Source organism: Escherichia sp. MR, assembly GCF_005280595.1.
Taxonomy (GTDB): Bacteria; Pseudomonadota; Gammaproteobacteria; order Enterobacterales; family Enterobacteriaceae; genus Escherichia; species Escherichia ruysiae.
Window position 1 is genome coordinate 83,514 of the sequence record NZ_SZVK01000002.1, and the last position, 25,286, is coordinate 108,799.

The 25,286-nt window shown below is 52.7% G+C and carries 25 protein-coding genes and 1 tRNA gene; 9 read left to right on the forward strand and 17 right to left on the reverse strand.

Translation table 11 applies throughout. The features are described 5' to 3' along the window. The first annotated feature begins 49 nt into the window (after positions 1–49). From lpoA to dolP, 4 genes are read left to right on the forward strand one after another with little or no spacing between them, the layout of a single operon-like run. On the forward strand, positions 50–2,086 hold the full coding sequence (gene lpoA / locus FC814_RS01485) for a penicillin-binding protein activator LpoA (RefSeq protein ID WP_137325409.1): 2,037 nt from the start codon (positions 50–52) through the stop codon (positions 2,084–2,086). Continuing rightward, positions 2,044–2,439 (forward strand): YraN family protein, encoded by a 396-nt coding sequence (locus FC814_RS01490; protein ID WP_000246839.1) that lies wholly within the window; start codon positions 2,044–2,046, stop codon positions 2,437–2,439. Before lpoA ends, FC814_RS01490 begins: the two co-directional genes overlap by 43 nt. Before the next feature lie 19 nt (positions 2,440–2,458). Continuing rightward, a complete protein-coding gene (gene diaA / locus FC814_RS01495) occupies positions 2,459–3,049 on the forward strand; it encodes a DnaA initiator-associating protein DiaA (protein WP_001158034.1) in 591 nt (196 codons plus the stop codon). Positions 3,050–3,058: 9 nt separating this feature from the next. After that, positions 3,059–3,634 carry a division/outer membrane stress-associated lipid-binding lipoprotein gene (gene dolP, locus FC814_RS01500; protein ID WP_000646033.1) on the forward strand — a complete coding sequence of 192 codons (576 nt, stop codon included), beginning with the start codon at positions 3,059–3,061 and terminating at the stop codon, positions 3,632–3,634. Positions 3,635–3,828: 194 nt separating this feature from the next. Here the strand turns inward: dolP and FC814_RS01505 are convergent, their stop codons facing one another. Both FC814_RS01505 and FC814_RS01510 read right to left on the reverse strand, forming a co-directional pair. Next, positions 3,829–4,869 carry a permease gene (locus FC814_RS01505; protein ID WP_137325410.1) on the reverse strand — a complete coding sequence of 347 codons (1,041 nt, stop codon included), beginning with the start codon at positions 4,867–4,869 and terminating at the stop codon, positions 3,829–3,831. A 72-nt stretch (positions 4,870–4,941) separates the two neighbouring features. After that, a complete protein-coding gene (locus tag FC814_RS01510) occupies positions 4,942–5,577 on the reverse strand; it encodes an NAD(P)H-binding protein (RefSeq protein WP_032226377.1) in 636 nt (211 codons plus the stop codon). 127 nt (positions 5,578–5,704) lie between these two features. Here FC814_RS01510 and yhbO point away from each other — a divergent pair, with 127 nt between their 5' ends. Beyond that, the gene (yhbO, locus tag FC814_RS01515; protein WP_137325411.1) at positions 5,705–6,223 is read left to right on the forward strand and encodes a protein/nucleic acid deglycase; all 519 of its coding nucleotides are present in this window, start codon (positions 5,705–5,707) and stop codon (positions 6,221–6,223) included. Here yhbO and FC814_RS01520 read toward each other — a convergent pair. Continuing rightward, entirely contained in the window at positions 6,203–6,646 is a 444-nt protein-coding gene (locus FC814_RS01520) for a YhbP family protein (protein ID WP_137325412.1), read from the reverse strand. The genes yhbO and FC814_RS01520 overlap by 21 nt on opposite strands. Before the next feature lie 50 nt (positions 6,647–6,696). Between FC814_RS01520 and yhbQ the strand changes: the two genes are divergently transcribed. After that, positions 6,697–6,999: a DNA damage response exodeoxyribonuclease YhbQ gene (yhbQ, locus tag FC814_RS01525; RefSeq protein WP_000189371.1), complete on the forward strand. Its 303-nt coding sequence runs from the start codon at positions 6,697–6,699 to the stop codon at positions 6,997–6,999. On the opposite strand, the gene FC814_RS01530 is transcribed toward yhbQ, so the two are convergent. Both FC814_RS01530 and FC814_RS01535 read right to left on the reverse strand, forming a co-directional pair. Further along, positions 6,986–7,489 (reverse strand): GNAT family N-acetyltransferase, encoded by a 504-nt coding sequence (locus tag FC814_RS01530; RefSeq protein WP_000908553.1) that lies wholly within the window; start codon positions 7,487–7,489, stop codon positions 6,986–6,988. The two genes, yhbQ and FC814_RS01530, sit on opposite strands and share 14 nt — an antisense overlap. Further along, a complete protein-coding gene (locus FC814_RS01535; protein WP_001517154.1) occupies positions 7,483–8,007 on the reverse strand; it encodes an SCP2 domain-containing protein in 525 nt (174 codons plus the stop codon). Before FC814_RS01535 ends, FC814_RS01530 begins: the two co-directional genes overlap by 7 nt. Positions 8,008–8,215: 208 nt before the next feature. Here FC814_RS01535 and FC814_RS01540 point away from each other — a divergent pair, with 208 nt between their 5' ends. The 3 genes from FC814_RS01540 (at position 8,216) to FC814_RS01550 (ending at position 11,186) form a co-directional block, all read left to right on the forward strand. Beyond that, complete coding sequence (locus FC814_RS01540; protein ID WP_000421305.1) at positions 8,216–9,211, forward strand: peptidase U32 family protein; 996 nt, start codon at positions 8,216–8,218, stop codon at positions 9,209–9,211. 8 nt (positions 9,212–9,219) lie between these two features. Continuing rightward, positions 9,220–10,098, forward strand: a complete 879-nt coding sequence (locus FC814_RS01545; RefSeq protein ID WP_137325413.1) for a U32 family peptidase — start codon at positions 9,220–9,222, stop codon at positions 10,096–10,098. Positions 10,099–10,178: 80 nt separating this feature from the next. Then, the gene (locus FC814_RS01550; protein WP_000130415.1) at positions 10,179–11,186 is read left to right on the forward strand and encodes an LLM class flavin-dependent oxidoreductase; all 1,008 of its coding nucleotides are present in this window, start codon (positions 10,179–10,181) and stop codon (positions 11,184–11,186) included. Positions 11,187–11,258: 72 nt separating this feature from the next. Here FC814_RS01550 and mtr read toward each other — a convergent pair whose 3' ends face one another. The 12 genes from mtr to FC814_RS01610 form a co-directional block, all read right to left on the reverse strand. Next, a complete protein-coding gene (gene mtr / locus FC814_RS01555; RefSeq protein ID WP_137325414.1) occupies positions 11,259–12,503 on the reverse strand; it encodes a tryptophan permease in 1,245 nt (414 codons plus the stop codon). Between the two features lie 153 nt (positions 12,504–12,656). Next, a complete protein-coding gene (gene deaD / locus FC814_RS01560; RefSeq protein WP_001301504.1) occupies positions 12,657–14,546 on the reverse strand; it encodes an ATP-dependent RNA helicase DeaD in 1,890 nt (629 codons plus the stop codon). Further along, positions 14,539–14,619, reverse strand: a complete 81-nt coding sequence (yrbN, locus tag FC814_RS01565) for a protein YrbN (RefSeq protein WP_010723222.1) — start codon at positions 14,617–14,619, stop codon at positions 14,539–14,541. Before yrbN ends, deaD begins: the two co-directional genes overlap by 8 nt. A 106-nt stretch (positions 14,620–14,725) precedes the next feature. After that, positions 14,726–15,610 carry a lipoprotein NlpI gene (gene nlpI, locus FC814_RS01570; protein WP_000802080.1) on the reverse strand — a complete coding sequence of 295 codons (885 nt, stop codon included), beginning with the start codon at positions 15,608–15,610 and terminating at the stop codon, positions 14,726–14,728. 108 nt (positions 15,611–15,718) lie between these two features. Then, complete coding sequence (pnp, locus tag FC814_RS01575) at positions 15,719–17,854, reverse strand: polyribonucleotide nucleotidyltransferase (protein WP_000933927.1); 2,136 nt, start codon at positions 17,852–17,854, stop codon at positions 15,719–15,721. 246 nt (positions 17,855–18,100) lie between these two features. Continuing rightward, a complete protein-coding gene (rpsO, locus tag FC814_RS01580; protein WP_000059470.1) occupies positions 18,101–18,370 on the reverse strand; it encodes a 30S ribosomal protein S15 in 270 nt (89 codons plus the stop codon). Between the two features lie 148 nt (positions 18,371–18,518). Next, positions 18,519–19,463 (reverse strand): tRNA pseudouridine(55) synthase TruB, encoded by a 945-nt coding sequence (gene truB / locus FC814_RS01585; protein WP_000089704.1) that lies wholly within the window; start codon positions 19,461–19,463, stop codon positions 18,519–18,521. Then, positions 19,463–19,864 (reverse strand): 30S ribosome-binding factor RbfA, encoded by a 402-nt coding sequence (rbfA, locus tag FC814_RS01590; RefSeq protein WP_001040205.1) that lies wholly within the window; start codon positions 19,862–19,864, stop codon positions 19,463–19,465. The genes truB and rbfA overlap by 1 nt, the downstream gene beginning before the upstream one ends. Positions 19,865–20,026: 162 nt before the next feature. Next, positions 20,027–22,699, reverse strand: a complete 2,673-nt coding sequence (infB, locus tag FC814_RS01595) for a translation initiation factor IF-2 (RefSeq protein WP_000133059.1) — start codon at positions 22,697–22,699, stop codon at positions 20,027–20,029. Between the two features lie 24 nt (positions 22,700–22,723). Continuing rightward, positions 22,724–24,211 (reverse strand): transcription termination factor NusA, encoded by a 1,488-nt coding sequence (nusA, locus tag FC814_RS01600; protein ID WP_001031044.1) that lies wholly within the window; start codon positions 24,209–24,211, stop codon positions 22,724–22,726. Between the two features lie 27 nt (positions 24,212–24,238). Next, entirely contained in the window at positions 24,239–24,691 is a 453-nt protein-coding gene (gene rimP / locus FC814_RS01605; RefSeq protein WP_001300397.1) for a ribosome maturation factor RimP, read from the reverse strand. 206 nt (positions 24,692–24,897) lie between these two features. Continuing rightward, positions 24,898–24,974 (reverse strand) — tRNA-Met (locus tag FC814_RS01610). Between the last annotated feature and the right edge of the window lie 312 nt (positions 24,975–25,286).

The window sequence follows — 25,286 nt, forward strand, 5'->3', positions numbered from 1 at the left end:
GCCGATTTAATATTGAGAATTGCGTAAAAAAAATATCACTGGATACATTATGGTACCCTCAACATTTTCTCGTTTGAAAGCCGCGCGTTGTCTGCCTGTTGTTCTGGCAGCCCTGATTTTCGCCGGTTGTGGCACCCATACACCCGATCAGTCCACTGCCTATATGCAGGGCACGGCGCAGGCCGATTCTGCCTTTTATCTTCAGCAGATGCAGCAAAGCTCTGATGATACCAGGATCAACTGGCAATTACTCGCCATTCGTGCACTGGTGAAAGAAGGTAAAACCGGGCAGGCGGTTGAACTGTTTAACCAGCTGCCGCAAGAACTGAACGATATCCAGCGTCGCGAAAAATCTCTGCTGGCGGTAGAAATTAAGCTGACACAAAAAGATTTTGCTGGCGCGCAGACCTTGCTGGCTAAAATTACTCCGGCAGATTTAGAGCAGAACCAGCAGGCGCGTTACTGGCAGGCAAAAATCGATGCCAGTCAGGGACGTCCTTCCATTGATTTATTGCGCGCATTAATTGCTCAGGAACCGTTACTCGGTGCGCAAGAAAAACAGCAGAATATCGATGCCACCTGGCAGGCGCTCTCCGCCATGACCCAGCAGCAGGCGAATACGCTGGTGATCAACGCCGACGAAAACATCCTACAAGGCTGGCTGGATCTGCAACGCATCTGGTTTGATAACCGCAATGACCCCGACATGATGAAAGCCGGGATCGCCGACTGGCAGAAACGTTACCCGAACAATCCGGGCGCGAAAATGCTGCCAACGCAGTTGGTAAATGTAAAAGCGTTTAAACCTGCGTCAACCAACAAAATCGCCCTGCTGTTGCCGTTGAATGGTCAGGCCGCAGTGTTTGGCCGCACTATTCAGCAAGGCTTTGAAGCGGCGAAAAATATCGGCACTCAGCCAGTAGCGGCTCAGGTAGCAGCCGCGCCTGCCGCTGACGTAGCAGAACAACCCCAGCCGCAAACCGTAGACGGCGTTGCCAGCCCGGCACAAGCGTCTGTTAGCGATCTGACAGGTGAAGAAACCGCCGCACAGCCGGTGCCTGTAAGCGCCCCTCCGGCAAGCACCGCAGCGGTAAGCTCTCCGGCGAATCCATCCGCAGAACTGAAAATCTACGATACCTCATCACAACCACTTAGCCAGATCCTCAACCAGGTTCAGCAGGATGGCGCGAGTATTGTAGTCGGTCCACTGCTAAAAAATAACGTTGAAGAGTTGCTGAAGAGCAACACCCCGCTGAACGTGCTGGCACTCAATCAGCCGGAAAATATCGAAAACCGCGCCAATATCTGTTACTTCGCGCTATCGCCAGAAGATGAAGCGCGCGATGCAGCGCGTCATATTCGTGATCAGGGTAAACAAGCACCGCTGGTACTGATCCCACGCAGTTCATTGGGCGATCGCGTAGCTAATGCGTTTGCGCAAGAGTGGCAGAAACTCGGCGGCGGCACCGTTTTGCAACAAAAATTTGGTTCCACCAGCGAATTACACGCGGGTGTTAACGGCCGTTCAGGTATCGCTTTAACAGGTAGCCCGATTACACCCAGAGCGACAACCGACTCCGGCATGACGACCAACAATCCAACCCTGCAAACCACGCCGACCGGAGACCAGTTCATCGATAATGGCGGTCGTGTCGATGCGGTGTACATTGTGGCAACGCCAGCCGAAATCGCCTTCATCAAACCGATGATCGCCATGCGTAACGGCAGTCACAGCGGTGCAACGTTGTACGCCAGCTCCCGCAGCGCAGGAGGCTCTGCTGGCCCGGATTTCCGACTGGAGATGGAAGGCTTGCAGTACAGCGAAATCCCGATGCTGGCAGGCGGTAATCTGCCGTTAATGCAGCAGGCGCTCAGTGCGGTAAATAATGATTATTCGTTGGCGCGCATGTATGCGATGGGCGTCGATGCCTGGTCACTGGCGAATCATTTCTCGCAAATGCGCCAGGTTCAGGGTTTTGAAATCAACGGTAATACCGGAAGTCTGACGGCTAACCCGGATTGCGTGATTAACAGGAAGTTATCATGGCTACGGTACCAACAAGGTCAGGTAGTCCCCGCCAGTTAACCACTAAACAGACCGGCGATGCGTGGGAAGCACAAGCGCGTCGCTGGCTGGAAGGCAAAGGACTGCGCTTCGTCGCCGCTAACGTGAACGAGCGTGGCGGCGAGATTGATCTGATAATGCATGAAGGCCAGACCACCGTTTTTGTCGAGGTGCGTTACCGCCGTTCTGCACTTTATGGCGGCGCGGCAGCCAGTGTGACCCGCAGCAAACAACACAAATTATTACAGACTGCCCGCTTGTGGCTCGCGCGTCATAATGGGAGTTTTGATACTGTGGATTGCCGGTTCGATGTGGTAGCCTTCACCGGGAATGAGGTTGAGTGGATTAAGGACGCCTTTAATGACCACTCATAATTAAGGTTTAAGGATTAGCGTGCAAGAAAGAATCAAAGCTTGCTTCACTGAAAGCATTCAAACTCAAATTGCAGCGGCAGAGGCGCTTCCGGATGCCATCTCCCGTGCAGCCATGACGCTGGTTCAGTCTCTGCTCAATGGCAACAAAATCCTCTGTTGTGGTAATGGAACTTCCGCTGCCAATGCACAGCATTTTGCTGCCAGCATGATCAACCGTTTCGAAACGGAACGACCCAGCCTACCTGCCATTGCACTAAATACTGATAATGTTGTCTTAACGGCGATTGCCAACGATCGCTTACATGATGAAGTGTATGCAAAACAGGTGCGGGCGCTGGGACATGCGGGAGATGTGTTATTAGCCATTTCTACCCGTGGCAACAGCCGCGATATCGTAAAAGCAGTTGAAGCCGCCGTGACACGTGATATGACCATTGTGGCATTGACCGGCTATGACGGCGGCGAACTTGCCGGTTTGTTAGGGCCACAGGACGTGGAGATCCGCATTCCTTCGCATCGTAGTGCTCGCATTCAGGAAATGCATATGCTGACGGTAAATTGCCTGTGCGATCTGATCGATAACACGCTTTTCCCTCACCAGGATGATTAAGGAGAATACATGAAGGCATTATCGCCAATCGCAGTCCTTATTTCCGCGCTGCTGTTGCAAGGTTGTGTTGCCGCTGCCGTAGTAGGTACTGCCGCTGTGGGTACTAAAGCGGCGACCGATCCCCGCAGTGTCGGCACCCAGGTGGACGATGGTACTCTGGAAGTGCGCGTGAACAGCGCATTGTCAAAAGACGAACAGATTAAGAAAGAAGCACGCATTAATGTAACGGCCTATCAGGGCAAAGTGCTGCTGGTTGGGCAGTCTCCAAATGCTGAACTTTCGGCTCGCGCCAAACAGATTGCTATGGGCGTAGACGGTGCCAACGAAGTGTATAACGAGATTCGTCAGGGGCAGCCGATTGGTCTGGGCGAAGCGTCTAACGATACGTGGATTACCACCAAAGTGCGTTCGCAACTGTTAACCAGCGACCTGGTGAAATCGTCCAACGTGAAAGTGACCACCGAAAACGGCGAAGTGTTCCTGATGGGGCTGGTGACTGAACGTGAAGCGAAAGCGGCGGCAGATATTGCCAGCCGGGTAAGCGGCGTGAAGCGGGTGACCACGGCGTTTACGTTTATTAAATAACAATGTTTTGTAATGCCTGATGCGACACTTGCGGCGTCTTATCAGGCCTACAACAACACAAACCGTAGGTCGGATAAGGCGTTTACGCCGCATCCGACTGCCGTTGCCTGATGCGACGCTTGCCGCGTCTTATCAGGCCTACAACGACGCAAACCGTAGGTCGGATAAGGCGTTTACGCCGCATCCGACATGTTTCAGGCCAACAGCGCCAGCCCGCCAACAATCACACCAGACACCGCCACCATCGCCCCGGTCAGCCATAAGGCTTTCGCCGGAAACGCTTTACGCAACATAATCAGTGACGGCAAACTCACCGCCGGGAGCGTCATCAACAATGCCAGCGCCGGAGCGGTTCCCATACCTGCCAGCATCATCGTTTGCACAATCGGAATTTCTGCCGCCGTGGGAATGACAAACAAGCATCCTGCTACCGCCATCGCCACCACCCACATCAGGCTGTTATCTACAGCACCATCGGCATGAGGGAATAACCAGACGCGAGCGGCACCCAACGCCAGTACTGCAAGGATATAAACCGGGATCGTACTCCAGAACAGCGTCCACAGCGCCCTGCCCCAGCGGCTAAAAAATCCGCCCTGCGCTTCCGGCATGTCAATTTCGACCGGTGCCTGCGTTTGCGGTGTCTCACGCACCCATTTTTGCACCAGTGTCGCAATCAACAACACCATCACCAGCCCCGCAACCAGACGAATCGCCACAAAGCCCCAGCCGAGAACAAACCCCATAAACACCAGCGTCGCCGGGTTTAACAACGGATTCCCCATCCAGAATGCCAGCGCACCGCCCATCGACACTTGCTGGCGACGCATTCCCGCCGCGACCGGAGCCGCACAGCAGGTACACATCATGCCCGGCAGCGAAAACAGCGTTCCCAGCAGCGTGCCGCGAAAGCGGGATTGCCCCAGCGTGCGTAGCAGCCAGTCACGTGGAATCAGCACCTGAATCAACGACCCAAGCATCACCCCCAGCACCGCCGCTTTCCATACCGCGAGGAAATAGATCATCGCGTAATCCCACGCTGCCTGCCACGGATTGGCATCCGCCTGCGCGAGTATTGATTTACCGATACTGTGGGTTTCGGCGGCGGTAAACGCTTTGCCGTAGTAGGGTTGCCATTTCACATACCAAAGTCCGGCAATGACAACGAGAAAGAAAAACGCGGGTTTCCACCACTGAATGGGCGTTGCCGCCTGAGATGAAGACTGACCAGTCATAGCATTCCCCAGGAATAAGTTATGATAATTGAGCGCGTGAATATTACGCTCACTATCAATCCTTGGGAATAATTATTCAGCTCTTTTGCGTAGTTCTGAAGAGCTTAAAATAGTCACCCCTTCATGTTCAGGCCGCATGGCTTCTGCCAGCATGACCCGCGCCACATCCCGTGCATCAATGGATTTCCAGTTGCCAGGCAGCAAACGAAACAGCGGCGCAAAAAGCGTTTCGTTCATCCGCTGTTTGCTACGATCGCCCAGCAACATCGACGGACGCGCAATGGTCAGTTTCGGCCAGTTCTGGGCAATTAGCGCTTCTTCCATCTCCCCTTTGACGCGGTTATAGAAAAACGGCGAATGCGCGTTTGCGCCCATCGCACTAACCACCAGCATATGCTGTGCACCCAGCCGCCGTCCGGTTAACGCGGTGTCCACGACCAGCGTGTAATCGGCATGAATAAACGCTTCTTTGCTACCCGCCTCCCGCCGCGTGGTGCCAAGACAACAAAACACAATATCTATCGGATCGGTGACCTGCGCCAGCGCGTCGGTCAGTTGTGGATCATGGGGATTGAATACGCCTGGCATATCGCCCAACGGGCGTCGCGTCGGCGCAGTAATGGCGTTTACTTTCGGTTCGTTAATCAACATCCGCAGTAGATGACCGCCCACCAGCCCCGTTGCGCCTGTAATCAGTACCTGACTCATCTTCGCTCCTTTACAGAATTGTCCGCCTTGCACTCCCCGGTACATGCACCAGGCTTAATAGTCTACGAGGTAATTATCCCCGATTGTGGGAAATTCGCCTCATTCAATGCAACAACGCGGAGGAAGCATGAGTAAAAAGATTGCAGTTTTAATCACTGATGAATTTGAGGATTCAGAATTTACTTCACCCGCAGATGCATTTCGTAAAGCCGGACACGAAGTTGTCACCATTGAAAAGCAAGCGGGTAAAACGGTGAAAGGAAAAAAAGGGGAAGCCAGCATGACTATCGATAAATCCATCGATGAAGTGACGCCAGCAGAGTTTGATGCCCTGCTGCTTCCTGGTGGTCATTCACCGGATTATCTGCGTGGTGATAATCGTTTTGTCACCTTCACGCGAGATTTTGTGAATAGCGGTAAACCGGTCTTCGCTATCTGCCACGGCCCGCAACTGCTGATTAGCGCCGATGTGATTCGCGGTCGTAAGCTGACCGCCGTTAAACCGATTATTATTGATGTTAAAAACGCAGGCGCGGAATTTTACGATCAGGAAGTGGTGGTCGATAAAGATCAGCTGGTTACCAGCCGGACGCCGGACGATCTGCCAGCGTTTAACCGCGAGGCGTTACGCCTGCTCGGTGCCTGAGTCACGTAACCAAATTATTTTTTTACCAAAGCCCAGCGTGTTGTCGGTGAATTTGATTTCATCGAGCCGGATTTCCCAAACCGGTGCCAACAGCATTCTGGCAACCGGAAAGCGGCGATTGTACGCCTGACGCGCAAGGTCGCTTTCCTCACCTTCCAGTTTGCGGATCTCACCTTTAAATTGCACGCCACGAATTAACGCTACTGTTTTCGGCTGACCGTTTACCGTTCCGGCAACAGCCGCCTGCGATCCGCTCATCTGCGCGTGACGCGTTTTTTCTTCCGTCAAAATGTAGAAGGCGACTTTCTGTGCATCAAAAAGATAAAAGGCATTGGCGCACCACAGTTCCCCTTCCTGCTGCACACACCAGGTGACAACATGTTGTTTTGCCAGCCAACGGCTGATGGCGGTGAGTGTTTCCATTGCTGTTCTCTTTTATACTGTTGGCCTGACCTTAACATGTGACACAAACGATGACACCCTGGTATCTCTATTTGATTCGTACCGCCGATAATAAGCTTTATACCGGGATTACCACGGATGTCGAACGTCGCTATCAGCAACACCAGAGCGGTAAAGGGGCGAAAGCACTGCGTGGGAAAGGTGAACTGACGCTGGCGTTTTCCGCACCAGTTGGCGACCGTTCGCTGGCGCTACGGGCGGAATATCGCGTTAAGCAACTAACCAAACGGCAGAAAGAGCGTCTGGTAGCGGAAGGCGCAGGGTTTGCAGAGCTGTTGAGCAGTCTGCAAACCCCGGAGATTAAAAGCGATTGAAATGATCGTGGTATTCAACCAGACCAGTTACGCCATTCAGCGCGTCATCCGCTAAACGATGTACCTGGAAGGCGCTTTCAGTGCCCGGCCAGCGGCAACGCAGATCGTGATGTGCAGCCAGCTCAAAGCCGAAACGACTGTACAGCGCCGGATCGCCCAGCGTCACCACTGCGGCATAGCCGAACTCATTAAGCGAATCGAGTCCTTCATAAACCAGTTGGCGTGCCAGCCCCTGCCCACGGTATTTTTCATCAACCGCCAACGGTGCCATGCCGACCCATTGCAGATCTTCTCCCTGCACATCAACCGGACTAAATGCCACATAGCCAATGACCTGACCTTCGTCATCTGTCGCCACCAGCCCCAGCGTCAGAAAGCCATCTTCACGCAGATCGTGAACCAGCTTCGCTTCCGCATCGCTTTCGAATGAACGACGCAGCAGGGCATCAATACCCGGCGCATCAATGGGAATTTCTACTCGAATTAGCATGGTTCACCTACCGATGTCTGTTTGGTTTCAGGCGTGGTTTTCATTCCCGCCTCAACAAAATCCGCCAGTTGCAGCAGCATCATGCGTAAGGCTTTCGGCATTTGCTCCAGTTCAATGGCGTCCATCAGGTTTTTCACATACAGCCCCAGCTCCGTATCGCCTTCAATCACCAGTCGACGCTGGAAGAAGAGCGTATCCGGATCCTGTTTACGCGCCGCAATCATCAGCAGATCGCTGGCGTCGGCACTAAAACTCACATCAGCTTGCGCGTTCTGGCTGACAACCAGTTTGCCATTCACCACCGAGGTAAACCATTGCAGGTCAATATCACGCACATGAATACTTAACCAGCGGCCTTCAAGAAACTCAAGCTCGCCGTCGTCCAGCGCCTGACGGAATTGCCAGCTTAAGACCTGCTCAAGAACCTGGCGTTTTAGCGCAAATGGCGTCAGTTTTACCGGTACACTCAACAGAGATGGCCCCAAATGCACAATACGGGAACGCAGTTTATCCAACACGAGTTTTACTCCCTGTTTCAACAATCGTCCTATTTTGCCATATCAGGAAAATAACATAGCGGTATAAATCAACAATTCCATATGAAATTGCTGCTACCACCAATACAACTTTAACTGCCTTAAATCAAAAATTGTCGCAGCAAGGTTAACTAAAATCCCAGTTCGTTAACATTTTTGCGCTTTGATAGCGCAACCTTCAGGAAAAATTATGGAGCTGCTCTGCCCTGCCGGAAATCTCCCGGCGCTTAAGGCGGCCATCGAAAACGGCGCAGATGCTGTTTATATCGGGCTAAAAGATGATACCAATGCCCGCCACTTCGCCGGCCTTAACTTTACCGAGAAAAAATTGCAGGAAGCGGTGAGTTTTGTCCATCAACATCGCCGCAAACTTCACATCGCGATTAACACTTTTGCGCATCCGGACGGTTACGCCCGTTGGCAGCGCGCCGTGGATATGGCGGCGCAGCTGGGTGCCGACGCGCTGATCCTCGCCGACCTCGCCATGCTGGAGTACGCCGCCGAGCGTTACCCGCATATTGAACGTCACGTATCGGTGCAGGCTTCGGCGACCAATGAAGAGGCGATTAACTTTTATCATCGCCATTTTGACGTTGCACGCGTGGTGCTGCCGCGCGTGTTGTCGATTCATCAGGTGAAACAACTGGCGCGGGTCACGCCTGTACCACTGGAAGTGTTCGCTTTCGGCAGCCTGTGCATTATGTCGGAAGGCCGTTGCTATCTGTCGTCATATCTGACGGGTGAATCGCCCAACACCGTCGGTGCGTGTTCTCCGGCTCGCTTCGTGCGCTGGCAACAAACGCCGCAGGGGCTGGAATCCCGTCTTAACGAAGTGCTGATCGACCGTTATCAGGACGGCGAAAACGCGGGTTATCCAACGCTGTGTAAAGGGCGTTATCTGGTGGACGGCGAACGCTATCACGCGCTGGAAGAACCAACCAGCCTCAATACCCTGGAACTACTGCCAGAGTTAATGGCGGCAAATATTGCTTCGGTGAAAATTGAAGGCCGCCAGCGTAGCCCGGCGTATGTCAGCCAGGTGGCGAAAGTCTGGCGTCAGGCTATCGACCGTTGTAAAGCCGATCCACAAAACTTCGTACCGCAAAGCGCGTGGATGGAGACGCTCGGGTCGATGTCCGAAGGCACGCAAACCACCCTTGGCGCGTATCACCGTAAATGGCAGTGAGAAAAGCAATGAAATATTCCTTAGGGCCGGTGCTGTGGTACTGGCCAAAAGAGACGCTGGAAGAATTTTATCAGCAGGCCGCCACCAGCAGCGCCGATGTGATTTATCTCGGTGAAGCCGTGTGCAGCAAGCGTCGGGCAACCAAAGTTGGCGACTGGCTGGAGATGGCAAAATCGCTCGCCGGGAGTGGCAAGCAGATTGTGCTCTCCACGCTGGCGCTGGTGCAGGCATCCTCCGAACTGGGCGAACTGAAACGCTATGTTGAGAATGGTGAGTTCCTGATTGAAGCCAGCGATCTCGGCGTGGTGAATATGTGCGCTGAACGTAAACTGCCGTTCGTCGCCGGGCACGCGCTAAACTGCTACAACGCGGTGACGCTGAAAATATTGCTCAAACAGGGCATGATGCGCTGGTGTATGCCAGTGGAGCTTTCCCACGACTGGCTGGTGAATCTGCTCAATCAGTGCGATGAGCTGGGCATTCGCAACCAGTTTGAAGTGGAAGTCCTGAGCTACGGTCATCTGCCTCTGGCGTACTCTGCCCGCTGCTTTACCGCGCGTTCGGAAGACCGCCCGAAAGATGAGTGCGAAACCTGCTGCATTAAGTATCCGAACGGGCGCAACGTGCTGTCGCAAGAGAATCAGCAAGTGTTTGTGCTCAACGGCATTCAGACCATGAGCGGCTATGTTTACAACCTCGGTAACGAGCTGGCATCCATGCAGGGGCTGGTTGATGTGGTTCGTCTGTCGCCGCAGGGTGCTGACACTTTCGCTATGCTCGACGCCTTCCGCGCCAATGAAAATGGCGCTGCTCCACTGCCGTTGACGGCAAACAGCGATTGTAACGGCTACTGGCGACGGCTGGCTGGGCTGGAGCTGCAAGCGTAAGTAAATAGCTCACTTTGTTAACAACTTTAACTACTCTTTAATGCAGTATTAAAGATTAATCGGTAACAAAGTGAGCTGTTATGACTGATAAAACTATTCCTTTTTCGCTACTCGATCTGGCTCCCATCCCCGAAGGTTCTTCAGCACGAGAAGCGTTCTCCCACTCTCTCGACCTCGCCCGTCTGGCTGAAAAGCGCGGCTATCATCGCTACTGGCTGGCGGAACACCACAATATGACCGGCATTGCCAGTGCTGCCACATCGGTGTTAATTGGCTATCTGGCGGCGAACACCACGACACTGCATCTGGGTTCCGGCGGCGTGATGTTACCTAACCACTCACCGTTGGTGATTGCCGAACAGTTTGGCACGCTCAATACGCTCTATCCGGGGCGAATCGATTTGGGGCTGGGTCGTGCTCCGGGCAGCGATCAACGGACAATGATGGCACTGCGTCGCCATATGAGCGGCGATATTGATAATTTCCCCCGTGATGTTGCAGAGCTGGTGGACTGGTTTGACGCCCGCGATCCAAACCCGCATGTGCGTCCGGTGCCGGGCTATGGTGAGAAAATTCCCGTGTGGTTGTTAGGTTCCAGCCTCTACAGCGCACAACTGGCGGCGCAGCTTGGTCTGCCGTTTGCGTTTGCCTCACACTTCGCGCCGGATATGCTGTTCCAGGCGTTGCATCTTTATCGCAGCAACTTCAAACCGTCGGCACGGCTGGAGAAACCATACGCGATGGTGTGCATCAATATTATCGCCGCCGACAGCAACCGCGATGCCGAATTTCTGTTTACCTCAATGCAGCAAGCCTTTGTGAAGCTGCGCCGTGGCGAAACCGGGCAACTGCCGCCACCGATTCAAAATATGGATCAGTTCTGGTCACCGTCCGAGCAGTATGGCGTGCAGCAGGCGCTGAGTATGTCGTTGGTAGGTGATAAAGCGAAAGTGCGTCATGGCTTGCAGTCGATCCTGCGCGAAACCGACGCCGATGAGATTATGGTTAACGGGCAGATTTTCGACCACCAGGCGCGCCTGCATTCGTTTGAGCTGGCGATGGATGTGAAGGAGGAGTTGTTGGGGTAAGTGCATTTTCCGCGCCGGGCAGTCCCCTCTCCCTGTGGGAGAGGGTTAGGGTGAGGGCATCAGACCTCACCCTTACTGATACACCGGCAGCAAATTAAAGCTCGATAAAATATGGATCAGAGTGTTGCCAATGCCAAACACCAGAATCAGGACAATCATCGGCTTGCCGCCCCAGACGCGGAATTTCGGGCTACCGAAGCGTTTACGCGATGCGCGAGCCAGCAGCGCCGGAACAATTGCCGCCCAGATGGTAGCCGCTAAGCCAGCATAACCAATGGCATACAGGAATCCGTTCGGGAACAGCAGGCCACCCACAACAGGCGGTGCAAAGGTCAACAGAGCCGTTTTAAAGCGACCCAGAGCCGAGTCGTCGAAACCAAACAGATCTGCCAGATAATCGAACAGACCAAGCGTTACGCCGAGGAATGAACTCGCTACCGCAAAGTTAGAGAACACCACCAGTAGCAGATCCAGACTACGGCTGTTCAGCACGCCACTTAATGCCTGTACCAGCACATCTATATTGCCGCCCTTCTCTGCGATGCCGATAAACTCCGGACGTGGGATGTTACCCATCGTCGCCAGCAACCAGATGGTATACAGCGCCAGCGCCATCAGCGTACCGTACACCAGGCATTTGACGATGGTTTTCGGATCTTTACCGTAATATTTCATCAGGCTCGGCACGTTACCGTGATAACCAAACGACGCCAGGCAGAACGGCAGGGTCATCAACAGATACGGTGCATAAGACGCATTGCTTTCGGCGACGTTGAACAATGTCGCAGGCTGTACATGCCCCAGCAGGCTGCCGAAAGTGAGGAAAAACGTAATGACTTTCGCCCCCAGCACAATCGCCGTCATGCGGCTGACAGCTTTAGTGCTCAACCACACCACGAACGCCACCAACAGTGCAAAACCAAATCCCGCCGCCCGTGCAGGCACATTTAGCGACATCTCTGCGAAGGTGTGATGCAGAATCGAACCGCTGGCAGAAATATAAGCGTAAGTCAGGATATAGAGCACAAAGGCAATGGAAATGCCGTTGACCACGTTCCAGCCTTTGCCCAGCAAATCTTTGGTGATGGTGTCAAAGCTCGAACCGATTCGATAATTGAGGTTAGCTTCCAGAATCATCAAACCGGAATGCAGCATACAAAACCAGGTGAAGATTAGCGCCGCCATTGACCAGAAGAACCACGCACCGGACATGACCACAGGCAGAGAAAACATTCCTGCGCCAATAATGGTGCCGCCGATAATCACCACGCCGCCAAGCAGCGACGGTGACGTTTGGGTGGTGGTTAGTGTTGCCATAAGGGCTTCTCTCCAGTGAAAAATAGTGCGACTGCGTTGTTATGCGTTGCACTGTACCAGTACGCGAGTACAAAAGACAGAAAAAAAGCCCCGATTGTTAAAATCGGGGCTGTATATATTATTTTACAGATTGTTTTCGCTGTTCAGCGATGATTACGCATCACCACCGAAACGACGACGACCGGTAGAGTCATCACGACGCGGTGCGCGGCCTTCACGACGTTCGCCGCTAAAACGACGACCATCACCACGACCACCTTCACGGCGTTCACCGCTGAAGTTACGACCGCCTTCACGACGTTCGCCACTGAAACCACGACCACCGCCACGACGCTCTCCGCCAGTATGCGGCTGTGCATCGCCCAGCAACTGCATGTTCATCGGTTTGTTGAGAATGCGAGTACGCGTAAAGTGTTGCAGTACTTCACCCGGCATACCTTTCGGCAGTTCGATGGTGGAGTGAGAAGCAAACAGCTTGATGTTACCGATGTAACGGCTGCTGATGTCGCCTTCGTTAGCAATTGCGCCAACAATATGACGAACTTCAACACCATCATCGCGGCCCACTTCAATGCGGTACAGCTGCATGTCGCCAACATCACGACGTTCACGACGCGGACGATCTTCACGGTCGCCACGCGGGCCACGGTCGTTACGATCGCGCGGACCACGGTCGTCACGGTCACGGAATTCACGTTTCGGACGCATCGGCGCATCTGGCGGAACAATCAGAGTACGTTCACCCTGTGCCATTTTCAGCAGTGCGGCTGCCAGAGTTTCGAGATCCAGTTCTTCACCTTCTGCAGTCGGCTGAATTTTGCTCAGCAGTGCACGGTATTGATCCAGATCGCTGCTTTCCAGCTGCTGCTGTACTTTAGCGGCAAATTTTTCCAGACGGCGTTTGCCCAGCAGTTCTGCGTTCGGCAGTTCTACTTCTGGAATGGTCAGCTTCATAGTACGTTCAATGTTGCGCAGCAGACGACGCTCGCGGTTCTCAACGAACAGCAGCGCGCGGCCAGCACGACCCGCACGACCGGTACGACCGATACGGTGAACGTAAGACTCAGAATCCATCGGGATATCGTAGTTAACCACCAGGCTGATACGCTCAACGTCCAGGCCACGAGCCGCAACGTCGGTCGCAATCAGGATATCCAGACGACCATCTTTCAGGCGTTCCAGAGTCTGCTCACGCAGCGCCTGGTTCATGTCACCGTTCAGCGCGGCGCTGTTGTAGCCGTTACGCTCAAGGGCTTCAGCCACTTCCAGAGTCGCATTTTTGGTACGAACGAAGATAATCGCCGCATCAAAATCTTCCGCTTCCAGGAAACGTACCAGTGCTTCGTTTTTACGCATACCCCAGACAGTCCAGTAGCTCTGGCTGATGTCAGGACGGGTAGTCACGCTGGACTGAATACGCACTTCCTGCGGCTCTTTCATAAAGCGGCGGGTAATGCGACGAATCGCTTCCGGCATAGTGGCGGAGAACAGAGCGGTCTGATGACCTTCCGGGATCTGCGCCATAATGGTTTCAACGTCTTCAATGAAGCCCATGCGCAGCATTTCGTCAGCTTCATCCAGAACCAGACCGCTCAGTTTAGAGAGATCCAGAGTGCCACGTTTCAGGTGGTCCAGCAGACGGCCCGGAGTACCGACAACGATCTGCGGCCCCTGACGCAGGGCGCGTAATTGCACGTCATAACGCTGGCCGCCGTACAGGGCAACCACGTTTACGCCGCGCATGTGTTTAGAGAAATCCGTCATTGCTTCAGCAACCTGTACCGCCAGTTCGCGGGTCGGTGCCAGCACCAGAATCTGTGGTGCTTTCAGCTCAGGATCAAGATTCTGCAACAGAGGTAAAGAGAATGCTGCAGTTTTTCCGCTCCCCGTCTGGGCCATACCCAGAACGTCGCGGCCATTCAGCAGATGTGGAATACACTCTGCCTGAATTGGAGATGGTTTTTCGTAACCCAGATCGTTAAGGGCTTCAAGGATAGGAGCCTTCAGGCCCAGATCTGCAAAAGTGGTTTCGAATTCAGCCATGTAGTACGTGTGCCTCAAAATTAATGGCGGCCAGTCTACATAACTCATCATGAAATTGATCAGCAATTTTCATTGAAAAGTGTGAACCGGCTCAAAGTAGGTGTATTAACGAACAACAACGCCCTCACCCGTTAAGGTGATGGCAATCAAATAAGATTACGGGCTGATGTGTACGTCAGCTATTGCTGGTCCGATTCTGCCAGGTCATCTTGGTCCTGGCCCAGGAGCGATAATTCCAACAATGCGTATCGGTGCTCAACAAAGTTATGAACGTTGTTGGCAACCGCCAGTTTGAACAGTGCCGTGGCGCTGTCCAAATCCCCCAGACTTAGGTAGTACTTACCTAAATAGAAGTTGGTTTCACTGAGATGCTCAGCGAGCGAGGTGTTATCCGTTGCGTCCGCCTTGAGCCTTTCCATTAACGTTTGTTCGCTAATGTTGCCCAGGTAGAACTCGACAATGTTCCATCCCCACTGCTCCTTGTCCGATTTTTCGAAGTGCTGTTTCAACACTTCTTTAGCCTGCTTCTCATCGAGCTTCTGCTCGGCGAGATAAAGCCACAGACTACGGAAAGGATCATTGGGATCGTCTTGATAAAACGCCAGCAGATCATCTTGCGCTAACTTGTCACGACCGCCGTAATATAATGCGATCCCGCGATTCAAGTGCGCGTAGTTGTAAGTTGGATCAAGCTCAAGTACAGAATCAAACGCTTCATAGGCAGCATCAAAATTGCCTGCCTGCGTTAAATATATGCCTAAGTAATTGAATACTTCAGGCATATCCGGTCGGATTGCCAGCGCCTGCGAAAAATCGTTACGCGCTAATGCCCTCAGACCGAGACTATCATACAACACTCCGCGCTCATATAAAAGCTGTGCGCGCTCGTCATCGGTTAAAGCCCGACTGGCAAGGATCTGTTCCATACGTGCCAGAATCACTTCCTGCTGTAAAGTCGGTTGCAATGGCACTGCGAGGACTTCACTTTTACGCCAGGAAGTATTACTGCATCCTGCAAGCGTAAGTGCTGTCGCAACGAAACACCAGCGCAAAAAAGGCTTCATTTCCCACTCCCGAAGACCACGGTTGAATGAACGTCCTGTTCCCGGTTGCTAACAAGGCGTCCTGCCCGGTTAAAAGCCCCCCGCCGCAGCGGAGGGCAAATGGCAACCTTACTCGCCCTGTTCAGCAGCCGGAGCTTCCGGTGCTGCAGCAGGTTGAGACTGCTCAGTCGCTTCTTTAATGCTCAGACGGATACGGCCCTGGCGATCAACTTCCAGAACTTTCACCGGCACTTCCTGACCCATCTGCAGGTAATCGGTCACTTTCTCAACGCGTTTGTCAGCGATCTGAGAGATGTGTACCAGACCTTCTTTACCGCCACCGATGGCAACAAAGGCGCCAAAGTCAACGATACGGGTCACTTTACCATTGTAGACGCGGCCCACTTCGATTTCTGCAGTGATCTCTTCGATACGACGAATAGCATGTTTCGCTTTCTCGCCGTCGGTCGCTGCGATCTTCACAGTACCGTCATCTTCGATTTCGATGGTTGTGCCGGTTTCTTCGGTCAGGGCACGGATAACAGAACCGCCTTTACCGATAACGTCTTTGATCTTGTCCGGGTTGATCTTGATGGTATGGATACGCGGAGCGAACTCAGAGATATCGCCACGTGGCGCGTTGATCGCCTGTTCCATTACGCCAAGGATATGCAGACGCGCACCTTTAGCCTGGTTCAGCGCAACCTGCATGATCTCTTTGGTGATACCTTCAATTTTGATATCCATCTGCAATGCAGAGATACCGTCGCGGGAACCCGCAACTTTGAAGTCCATATCGCCCAGATGGTCTTCGTCACCCAGAATGTCAGACAGTACAACGTAGTTGTCGCCTTCTTTCACCAGACCCATTGCGATACCCGCAACGGCGGCTTTGATCGGCACACCTGCGTCCATCAGCGCCAGAGAAGCGCCGCACACGGAAGCCATAGAAGAGGAACCGTTGGATTCGGTGATTTCAGACACAACACGTACGGTGTACGGGAATTTGTCCATATCCGGCATTACAGCCAGCACGCCACGCTTCGCCAGACGACCGTGACCAATTTCACGACGCTTCGGAGAACCGACCATGCCAGTTTCGCCTACGGAGTACGGAGGGAAGTTGTAGTGGAACAGGAAGGTATCGGTACGCTCGCCCATCAGTTCATCAAGAACCTGCGCGTCACGTGCAGTACCCAGCGTTGCGGTAACCAGCGCCTGAGTTTCACCACGGGTGAACAGCGCAGAACCGTGAGTACGCGGCAGCACGCCAGTACGGACATCCAGACCACGGATCATATCTTTTTCACGACCGTCGATACGCGGTTCGCCTGCCAGTACGCGGCTACGAACAACATTTTTCTCGATAGCGTGCAGAATTTCACCCAGTTCGTTTTCGTCCAGGGTTTCGTCTTCAGCAAGCAGCGTCGCGATGGTTTCAGATTTGATCACGTCAACCTGCGCATAACGCTCTTGTTTGTCGGTGATGCGGTAAGCATCGCTCAGACGAGCTTCAGCCAGTGCAGCAACGCGTGCGTTCAGCTCTTCGTTTACCGGCTCCGGCTGCCAGTCCCAACGCGGTTTACCGGCTTCTTTCACCAGTTCATTGATGTTCTGAATAACAACCTGCTGTTGTTCATGACCGAACACCACTGCGCCCAGCATCTGGTCTTCGCTCAGCAGTTCAGCTTCAGATTCAACCATCAGTACAGCTGCTTCAGTACCCGCAACAACCAGATCCAGTTTGCTCTCTTTCAGCTCGTCCTGGGTCGGGTTCAATACGTACTGATCATTGATGTAACCCACACGGGCAGCACCAATCGGACCATTGAACGGAATACCAGACAGAGACAGTGCTGCAGAAGCACCAATCATCGCGACGATATCCGGGTTAACCTGCGGGTTAACAGAAACCACGGTGGCGATAACCTGAACTTCGTTGACGAAGCCTTCCGGGAACAGCGGGCGAATCGGGCGGTCAATCAGACGCGCGATCAGGGTTTCGCCTTCGCTTGGGCGGCCTTCACGACGGAAGAAGCTACCCGGGATACGACCAGCAGCGTAGGTGCGCTCCTGATAGTTAACGGTCAGTGGGAAGAAATCCTGACCTGGTTTGGCTTTTTTCTGACCAACAACGGTAACGAATACCGCAGTGTCATCCATGCTAACCATAACAGCGGCAGTGGCTTGACGCGCCATCATGCCAGTTTCCAGAGTTACGGTGTGTTGACCGTACTGGAATTTACGAACGATCGGATTAAGCAATGTAATATCCTTTCTCTTTCTTAGACAGCACCTTAACGGCGCTGGTGTTAATACCCGATCTTCTGCGCATCCTCGCGACTAATGACAACCCTAACCCAGCCTGATGTGGGTAAAGCCTCTCATTAGCCGCGCGAACCTCTGCAACGGAAGATCATTCATAGCAACAATACATTAGTTTCCAGTGAATTGCTGCCGTTAGCTTGAAAAAAGGGGCCACTCAGGCCCCTTTTCTGAAACTCGCAAGAATTAGCGACGCAGACCCAGACGCTCAATGAGCTGGGTGTAACGTGCTACGTCTTTACGTTTCAGGTAGTCGAGCAGTTTACGACGCTGAGAAACCATGCGCAGCAGACCACGACGGCTGTGGTGATCTTTTTTGTGCTCTGCAAAGTGACCCTGCAGGTGGTTGATCTGTGCAGTCAGCAGTGCTACCTGAACTTCGGTAGAACCGGTGTCGTTTTCACCACGACCAAACTCAGAAACGATTTTAGCTGTTGCTTCAGTACTTAGAGACATTTTAAAACTCCAAAGTATATAGAATGAAAGGACGCCGATCTCTAATTCAGCGATCCCAGTGTACGTTACGCAAAGTGTTAAACAATTTACGCGACGTTAAGCGGCAGTATTCTACTCGTAGCGACCTGTTATCGCAAGACGGTTAACATTACGCCGGGTATTCAACCACCAGGCGACGAGGCGCGACACGGCCTTCATCGTCAATTTCGCCCATACCGATAAACTTGCCGTTCTCACCTTCTGTAACACGAACCAGTCCTTCCAGCGGCGCACCAGATGTACGAACCGGGTTACCATTTTTGAAGTAAACAGAAGATGTTAACGGAAGATTCACTACCGGGTAGTCCGAAGCTGGACTGTCCATTGGCATCAATAATGGATCAAGCAATTGTGCCGCCGGAATCTCTTGCTGTTCAGCTTGCTCAACCAATTCACGCAGATGTTCCAGAGTCACCATCCGTTCGACTGGATATTTACTTACCGCCAGACGGCGCAGGTAAATAACATGCGCGCCACAGCCGAGTTTTTCACCCAGGTCGTCAATGATAGTGCGGATATAGGTGCCTTTTGAGCAATGAATTTCCAGCTCCAGCTCATTGCCTTCATGACGAATAAACAGCAATTCATAAACGGTAATCGGACGCGCTTCGCGTGGGACTTCAATGCCCTGACGCGCGTACTCATACAGTTTTTTGCCCTGATATTTCAGCGCCGAATACATCGAAGGGATCTGTTCGATATCGCCACGGAACGTATCCAGTGCTGCCGCCAGTTGCTCTGCACTAAAGGTTACCGGACGCTCCTCAACGATTTGTCCGTCAGCGTCGGAAGTATCGGTACGCTGCCCAAGACGCGCAATCACTCGATAACGTTTGTCGGAGTCCAGCAGATACTGGGAAAACTTCGTCGCTTCCCCAAGGCAAATCGGTAACATGCCGGTCGCCAGCGGATCCAGCGCACCGGTATGCCCGGCACGGTTGGCGTTATAAATCCGTTTCACTTTTTGCAGCGCATCGTTGCTGGACATACCCTGCGGTTTATCCAGCAACAAAACGCCGTTAATGTCGCGACCGCGACGACGAGGACGACTCATTAGTCCTCCTTGCTGTCGTCCGGGTTAACACGACGTTCTTCGTCATGTTTGACCACGCTGGTCACCAGGTTTGACATTCGCATCCCTTCAACCAATGAGTTGTCGTAGAAGAAGGTCAGTTCCGGCACGATACGCAGACGCATCGCTTTGCCCAGCAGGCTGCGGATGAAACCAGAGGCTTCCTGCAACGCTTTGATGCCTGCTTTAACCGCGTCTTCATCTTTGTCGTTAAGGAACGTCACATATACTTTCGCATACGCCAGGTCACGAGACATTTCGACACCGGAAACGGTGGTCATCATGCCCAGACGAGGATCTTTAATTTCGCGTTGCAGGATGAGAGCGATCTCTTTTTGCATTTCCTGCGCTACGCGCTGCGGGCGACCAAATTCTTTCGCCATAATAAATTCTCCTGACAAAAAAGGGGCCATAAGCCCCTTTTTAAAATTAATTTCAGGTGGAAGGGCTGTTCACGTAGGCCTGATAAGACGCGCCAGCGTCACATCAGGCAACGGCTGCCGGAAGTGACGCAAACGCCTTATCCCGCATGGAACCCTAAAACCTTAAGCGATGGTACGTTGGATCTCGATGATTTCGAATACTTCGATCACATCGCCAGTGCGGACGTCGTTGTAGTTCTTAACGCCGATACCACATTCCATACCGTTACGGACTTCGTTAACGTCATCTTTGAAGCGGCGCAGGGACTCCAGCTCGCCTTCGTAGATAACCACGTTGTCGCGCAGAACGCGGATCGGGTTGTGACGTTTAACCACACCTTCGGTAACCATACAGCCTGCGATGGCGCCGAATTTCGGTGATTTGAACACGTCACGCACTTCTGCCAGACCGATGATCTGCTGTTTCAGTTCCGGAGACAGCATACCGCTCATCGCCGCTTTAACTTCATCGATCAGGTTATAGATGACGGAGTAGTAACGCAGATCCAGGCTTTCCGCTTCAATCACTTTACGCGCAGAGGCATCAGCACGAACGTTGAAGCCAACCAGAATCGCGTTGGATGCAGCCGCCAGGGTGGCGTCGGTTTCGGTGATACCACCTACGCCAGAACCGATGATCTTCACTTTAACTTCGTCAGTAGACAGTTTCAGCAAGGAATCGGAAATCGCTTCCACAGAACCCTGAACGTCAGCCTTCAGTACGATGTTCACTTCATGAACTTCGCCTTCGGTCATGTTGGCGAACATGTTCTCGAGTTTAGATTTCTGCTGACGCGCCAGTTTAACTTCACGGAATTTGCCCTGACGGTACAGTGCAACTTCACGAGCTTTCTTCTCGTCACGAACAACGGTAACTTCGTCACCCGCAGCCGGAACACCGGACAGGCCAAGGATTTCCACCGGAATGGACGGGCCTGCTTCCAGCACTTCCTGACCGAGTTCGTTACGCATTGCACGAACACGACCGTATTCGAAGCCACACAGAACGATGTCGCCCTTGTGCAGAGTACCTTCACGTACCAGTACAGTTGCAACCGGACCACGGCCTTTATCGAGGAAGGATTCGATAACCGCACCGCTCGCCATCCCGTTACGCACGGCTTTCAGTTCCAGGACTTCAGCCTGCAGCAGGATCGCATCCAGCAGTTCGTCGATACCTGTACCTGCTTTTGCAGATACGTGTACGAACTGGCTTTCACCGCCCCACTCTTCCGGCAGAATGCCGTACTGGGACAGTTCGTTCTTAACGCGATCCGGATCGGCTTCTGGCTTATCGATTTTGTTCACAGCAACCACAACCGGCACACCCGCCGCTTTCGCGTGCTGGATTGCTTCAATGGTCTGCGGCATTACGCCGTCATCTGCAGCGACAACCAGAACTACGATATCCGTTGCCTGCGCACCACGTGCACGCATTGAAGTAAACGCGGCGTGCCCCGGGGTGTCCAGGAAGGTGATCATGCCGTTTTCAGTTTCAACGTGGTATGCACCGATGTGCTGGGTAATGCCACCTGCTTCGCCAGAGGCCACTTTCGTTGAACGAATGTAGTCCAGCAGGGAGGTTTTACCGTGGTCAACGTGACCCATGATGGTCACGACCGGCGCGCGCGGTTCAGCCGCAGCGCCAGTATCACGGTCGCTCATTACCGCTTCTTCCAGTTCGTTTTCACGACGCAGGATAACTTTGTGACCCATCTCTTCGGCAACCAGCTGTGCGGTTTCCTGGTCGATGACCTGGTTGATGGTTGCCATTGCGCCCAGTTTCATCATCGCTTTGATGACCTGAGAGCCTTTAACCGCCATCTTGTTAGCCAGTTCGCCAACGGTGATGGTTTCACCGATCACCACGTCACGGTTAACGGCCTGAGCTGGCTTCTGGAAGCCCTGCTGCAGTGAAGAACCTTTGCGTTTTCCGCCTTTACCGCCACGTACTGCTGCGCGCGCTTCTTCGCGATCGGCCTTAGATTCAGAGTGTTTGTTGCCTTTTTTCGGACGCGCTGCTTTCGCGTTACGACCACGGCCACGGCCGCCTTCGACTTCACGATCGCTTTCGTCTTCTGCCTGGCGAGCATGTTGAGAGGTTGTAACGTGATAATCGCTGGAATCTTCGGTCGGTTCCGCGCTATCAGTCCATTTGTTTTCTTCCGCCATACGACGTGCTTCTTCAGCAACGCGACGTGCTTCTTCTTCGAGTTTACGACGCGCTTCTTCTTCAGCTTTACGCTTGAGCTCTGCAGCTTCCTGCTCACGGCGGGCTTTTTCAGCCTGGGCGTTTTTAGTCATATCGTCTTGTTGATTGCTCACTTTGTCTTTTTCCGCAGCTTCACGTTTCGCTTGTTCAGCGGCTTCACGTTTAGCTTGTTCTGCGGCCTCACGTTCAGCTTTTTGTTGCGCCTCGCGTTTGGCCAATTCTTCTGCCTCACGACGGGCTTGCTCTTCCGCTTCACGCTGCGCTTGCTCTTCCGCTGCAAGGCGTTCAGCCTCTTGCGGATCGCGTTTCACAAAGGTGCGTTTCTTGCGGACTTCGATTTGTACCGATTTGCTTTTTCCACCGGTACCAGGAATGTTAAGGGTGCTACGTGTTTTACGTTGCAGCGTTAATTTGTCCGGCCCTGAATTTTTCTGATTCAGGTGGTCAATTAAAGTCTGTTTCTCTTGTGCAGTCACAGAGTCGTCAGCAGACTTCCGGATACCTGCATCAGCAAATTGCTGTACCAGGCGTTCCACGGAGGTCTGTCGCTCTGCGGCCAGCGTTTTAATCGTTACATCTGTCATGCTGTTCCTTCCTGCTACAGTTTATTACGCTTCGTCACCGAACCAGCAAATATTACGGGCAGCCATAATCAGTGCTCCGGCTTTTTCGTCGGTCAACCCTTCGATATCAGCCAGATCATCAATGCCCTGTTCGGCGAGATCTTCCAGCGTACAAACGCCACGGGCGGCCAGTTTGAATGCCAAATCACGATCCATCCCTTCAAGGTTCAGCAGATCGTCAGCCGGTTTGTTATCACCGAGGCTTTCTTCCTGGGCCTGTGCAATGGTGGCCAGTGCATTTTTAGCACGCTCGCGCAGTGCTTCAACAGTCGGCTCATCAAGGCCTTCAATTTCCAACAGCTCTTTCATCGGCACATAGGCCAGTTCTTCCAGCGTCGAGAAGCCTTCTTCTACCAGGACAGTGGCAAAGTCTTCGTCAATGTCGAGATAACGGGTGAAGGTATCGATCGCTGCGTGTGCTTCCGCCTGATGTTTAGCCTGCAGGTCGTCAACGGTCATTACGTTGAGTTCCCAACCACTCAGCTGCGAAGCCAGACGCACGTTCTGACCGTTACGGCCAATTGCTTGCGCCAGATTACCAGCTTCAACGGCGATATCCATGGTGTGTTTATCTTCATCCACCACGATAGAAGCAACGTCTGCCGGTGCCATTGCATTAATAACGAACTGCGCCGGGTTATCATCCCACAGGACGATATCGATACGCTCGCCGCCAAGCTCGGTGGAAACTGCCTGAACACGGGCACCACGCATACCGACACAAGCACCTACTGGATCGATACGTTTATCGTTGGTTTTCACCGCGATTTTCGCACGAGAGCCAGGATCGCGAGCGGCAGCTTTAATTTCAATCACTTCTTCGCCGATTTCCGGCACTTCAATGCGGAACAGTTCGATCAGCATTTCCGGTTTGGAACGGGTGACGAAAAGCTGCGCGCCACGCGCTTCCGGGCGAACGGAATAAAGCACGCCACGAACGCGGTCGCCAGGGCGGAAGTTTTCACGCGGCAGCATGTCTTCACGCAGGATGACAGCTTCAGCATTGTTACCCAGATCCAGAGAGATGTTATCGCGGTTTACTTTTTTCACCACGCCGGTGATGATTTCACCTTCGTGTTCACGGAACTGATCAACAACCATCGCGCGTTCGGCTTCACGAACTTTTTGCACGATAACCTGTTTTGCCGTCTGGGTCGTAATGCGGTCAAAGGTGACAGACTCAATCTGATCTTCAACGTAATCGCCCAGGTTCAGGCTTTCATCTTCAAAACGCGCAGCTTCAAGGGTGATTTCTTTGGTCGGCTGTGTGACTTCATCAACAATCAGCCAGCGACGGAAGGTGTCAAAATCACCGCTTTTGCGATCGATCTGTACGCGGACGTCGATCTCTTGTTCATATTTTTTCTTGGTTGCTGTAGCCAACGCGCTTTCCAACGCTTCGAAAATTTTCTCGCGAGGCAGCGCCTTTTCATTGGAGACGGCTTCAACTACAGCCAAAATTTCTTTGTTCATCGCGGGGTTTTCACCTCATCCAGACTATTAAAAGTGGGGAACCAGGTTCGCCTTCTGGATATTACTCAGCGCGAACACTTCATCTTTACCTTCGACGGTAACTGTGATCATTTCACCGTCTACCGCTTTGATAACGCCCTGCCATTTACGACGGTTTTGTACCGCCATGCGGAGAACCAGAGTCACCTCTTCTCCGACGAAACGGGCGTAGTGTTCAGCCGTGAACAGTGGGCGATCGAGACCCGGTGAGGAGACTTCCAGGTTATAAGCAACGGTGATGGGATCTTCAACATCCAACACGGCACTTACCTGGTGGCTCACATCAGCACAATCATCAACATTGATGCCATCTTCACTATCAATATAGATGCGCAGTGTGGATGTGCGACCGCGAATAAACTCGATGCCAACCAGTTCAAAACCCAGGGCCTCAACTGGCGCAGTAATCATCTCTGTTAATTTTTGCTCTAATGTGGACAAGCCCACCCCCAAGACATAAAAAAAGGGCCTAAAGCCCAGTTATTCTGTAGTCAGATAACAAAAAACCCCGATAAATCGGGGCTTTATATAACTGAACCCTATAACCGCAAATGCGGTCTGGAGCACTTTCCAGAAGGATTTTTTCAAATCCCACTACGAAGGCCGAAGTCTTCACAGTATATTTGAAAAAGAACTCTAAGGGAAAGTGGTTGCGGGGGCCGGATTTGAACCGACGACCTTCGGGTTATGAGCCCGACGAGCTACCAGGCTGCTCCACCCCGCGCCTGAAACGTGGCAAATTCTACTCGTTTTGAGTAAAAAATGCAAATACTGCTGGGATTTGGTGTACCGAGACGGGACGTAAAATCTGCGGTCATTATAGTGATCTACGCCACATTTTGTCAACATTTATTGCTACTCACGTGAATGGATATCCTGTTCACTTTCATTGATTGAATAATTTCTACCTCACCTTACTTCTTTTAAGCGCATTATTTTACAAAAAACGCACTAAACTCTTCCGGTCTCCGATAAAAGATGATTAAATGAAAACTCATTTATTTTGCATAAAAATTCAGTGAGAGCGGAAATCCAG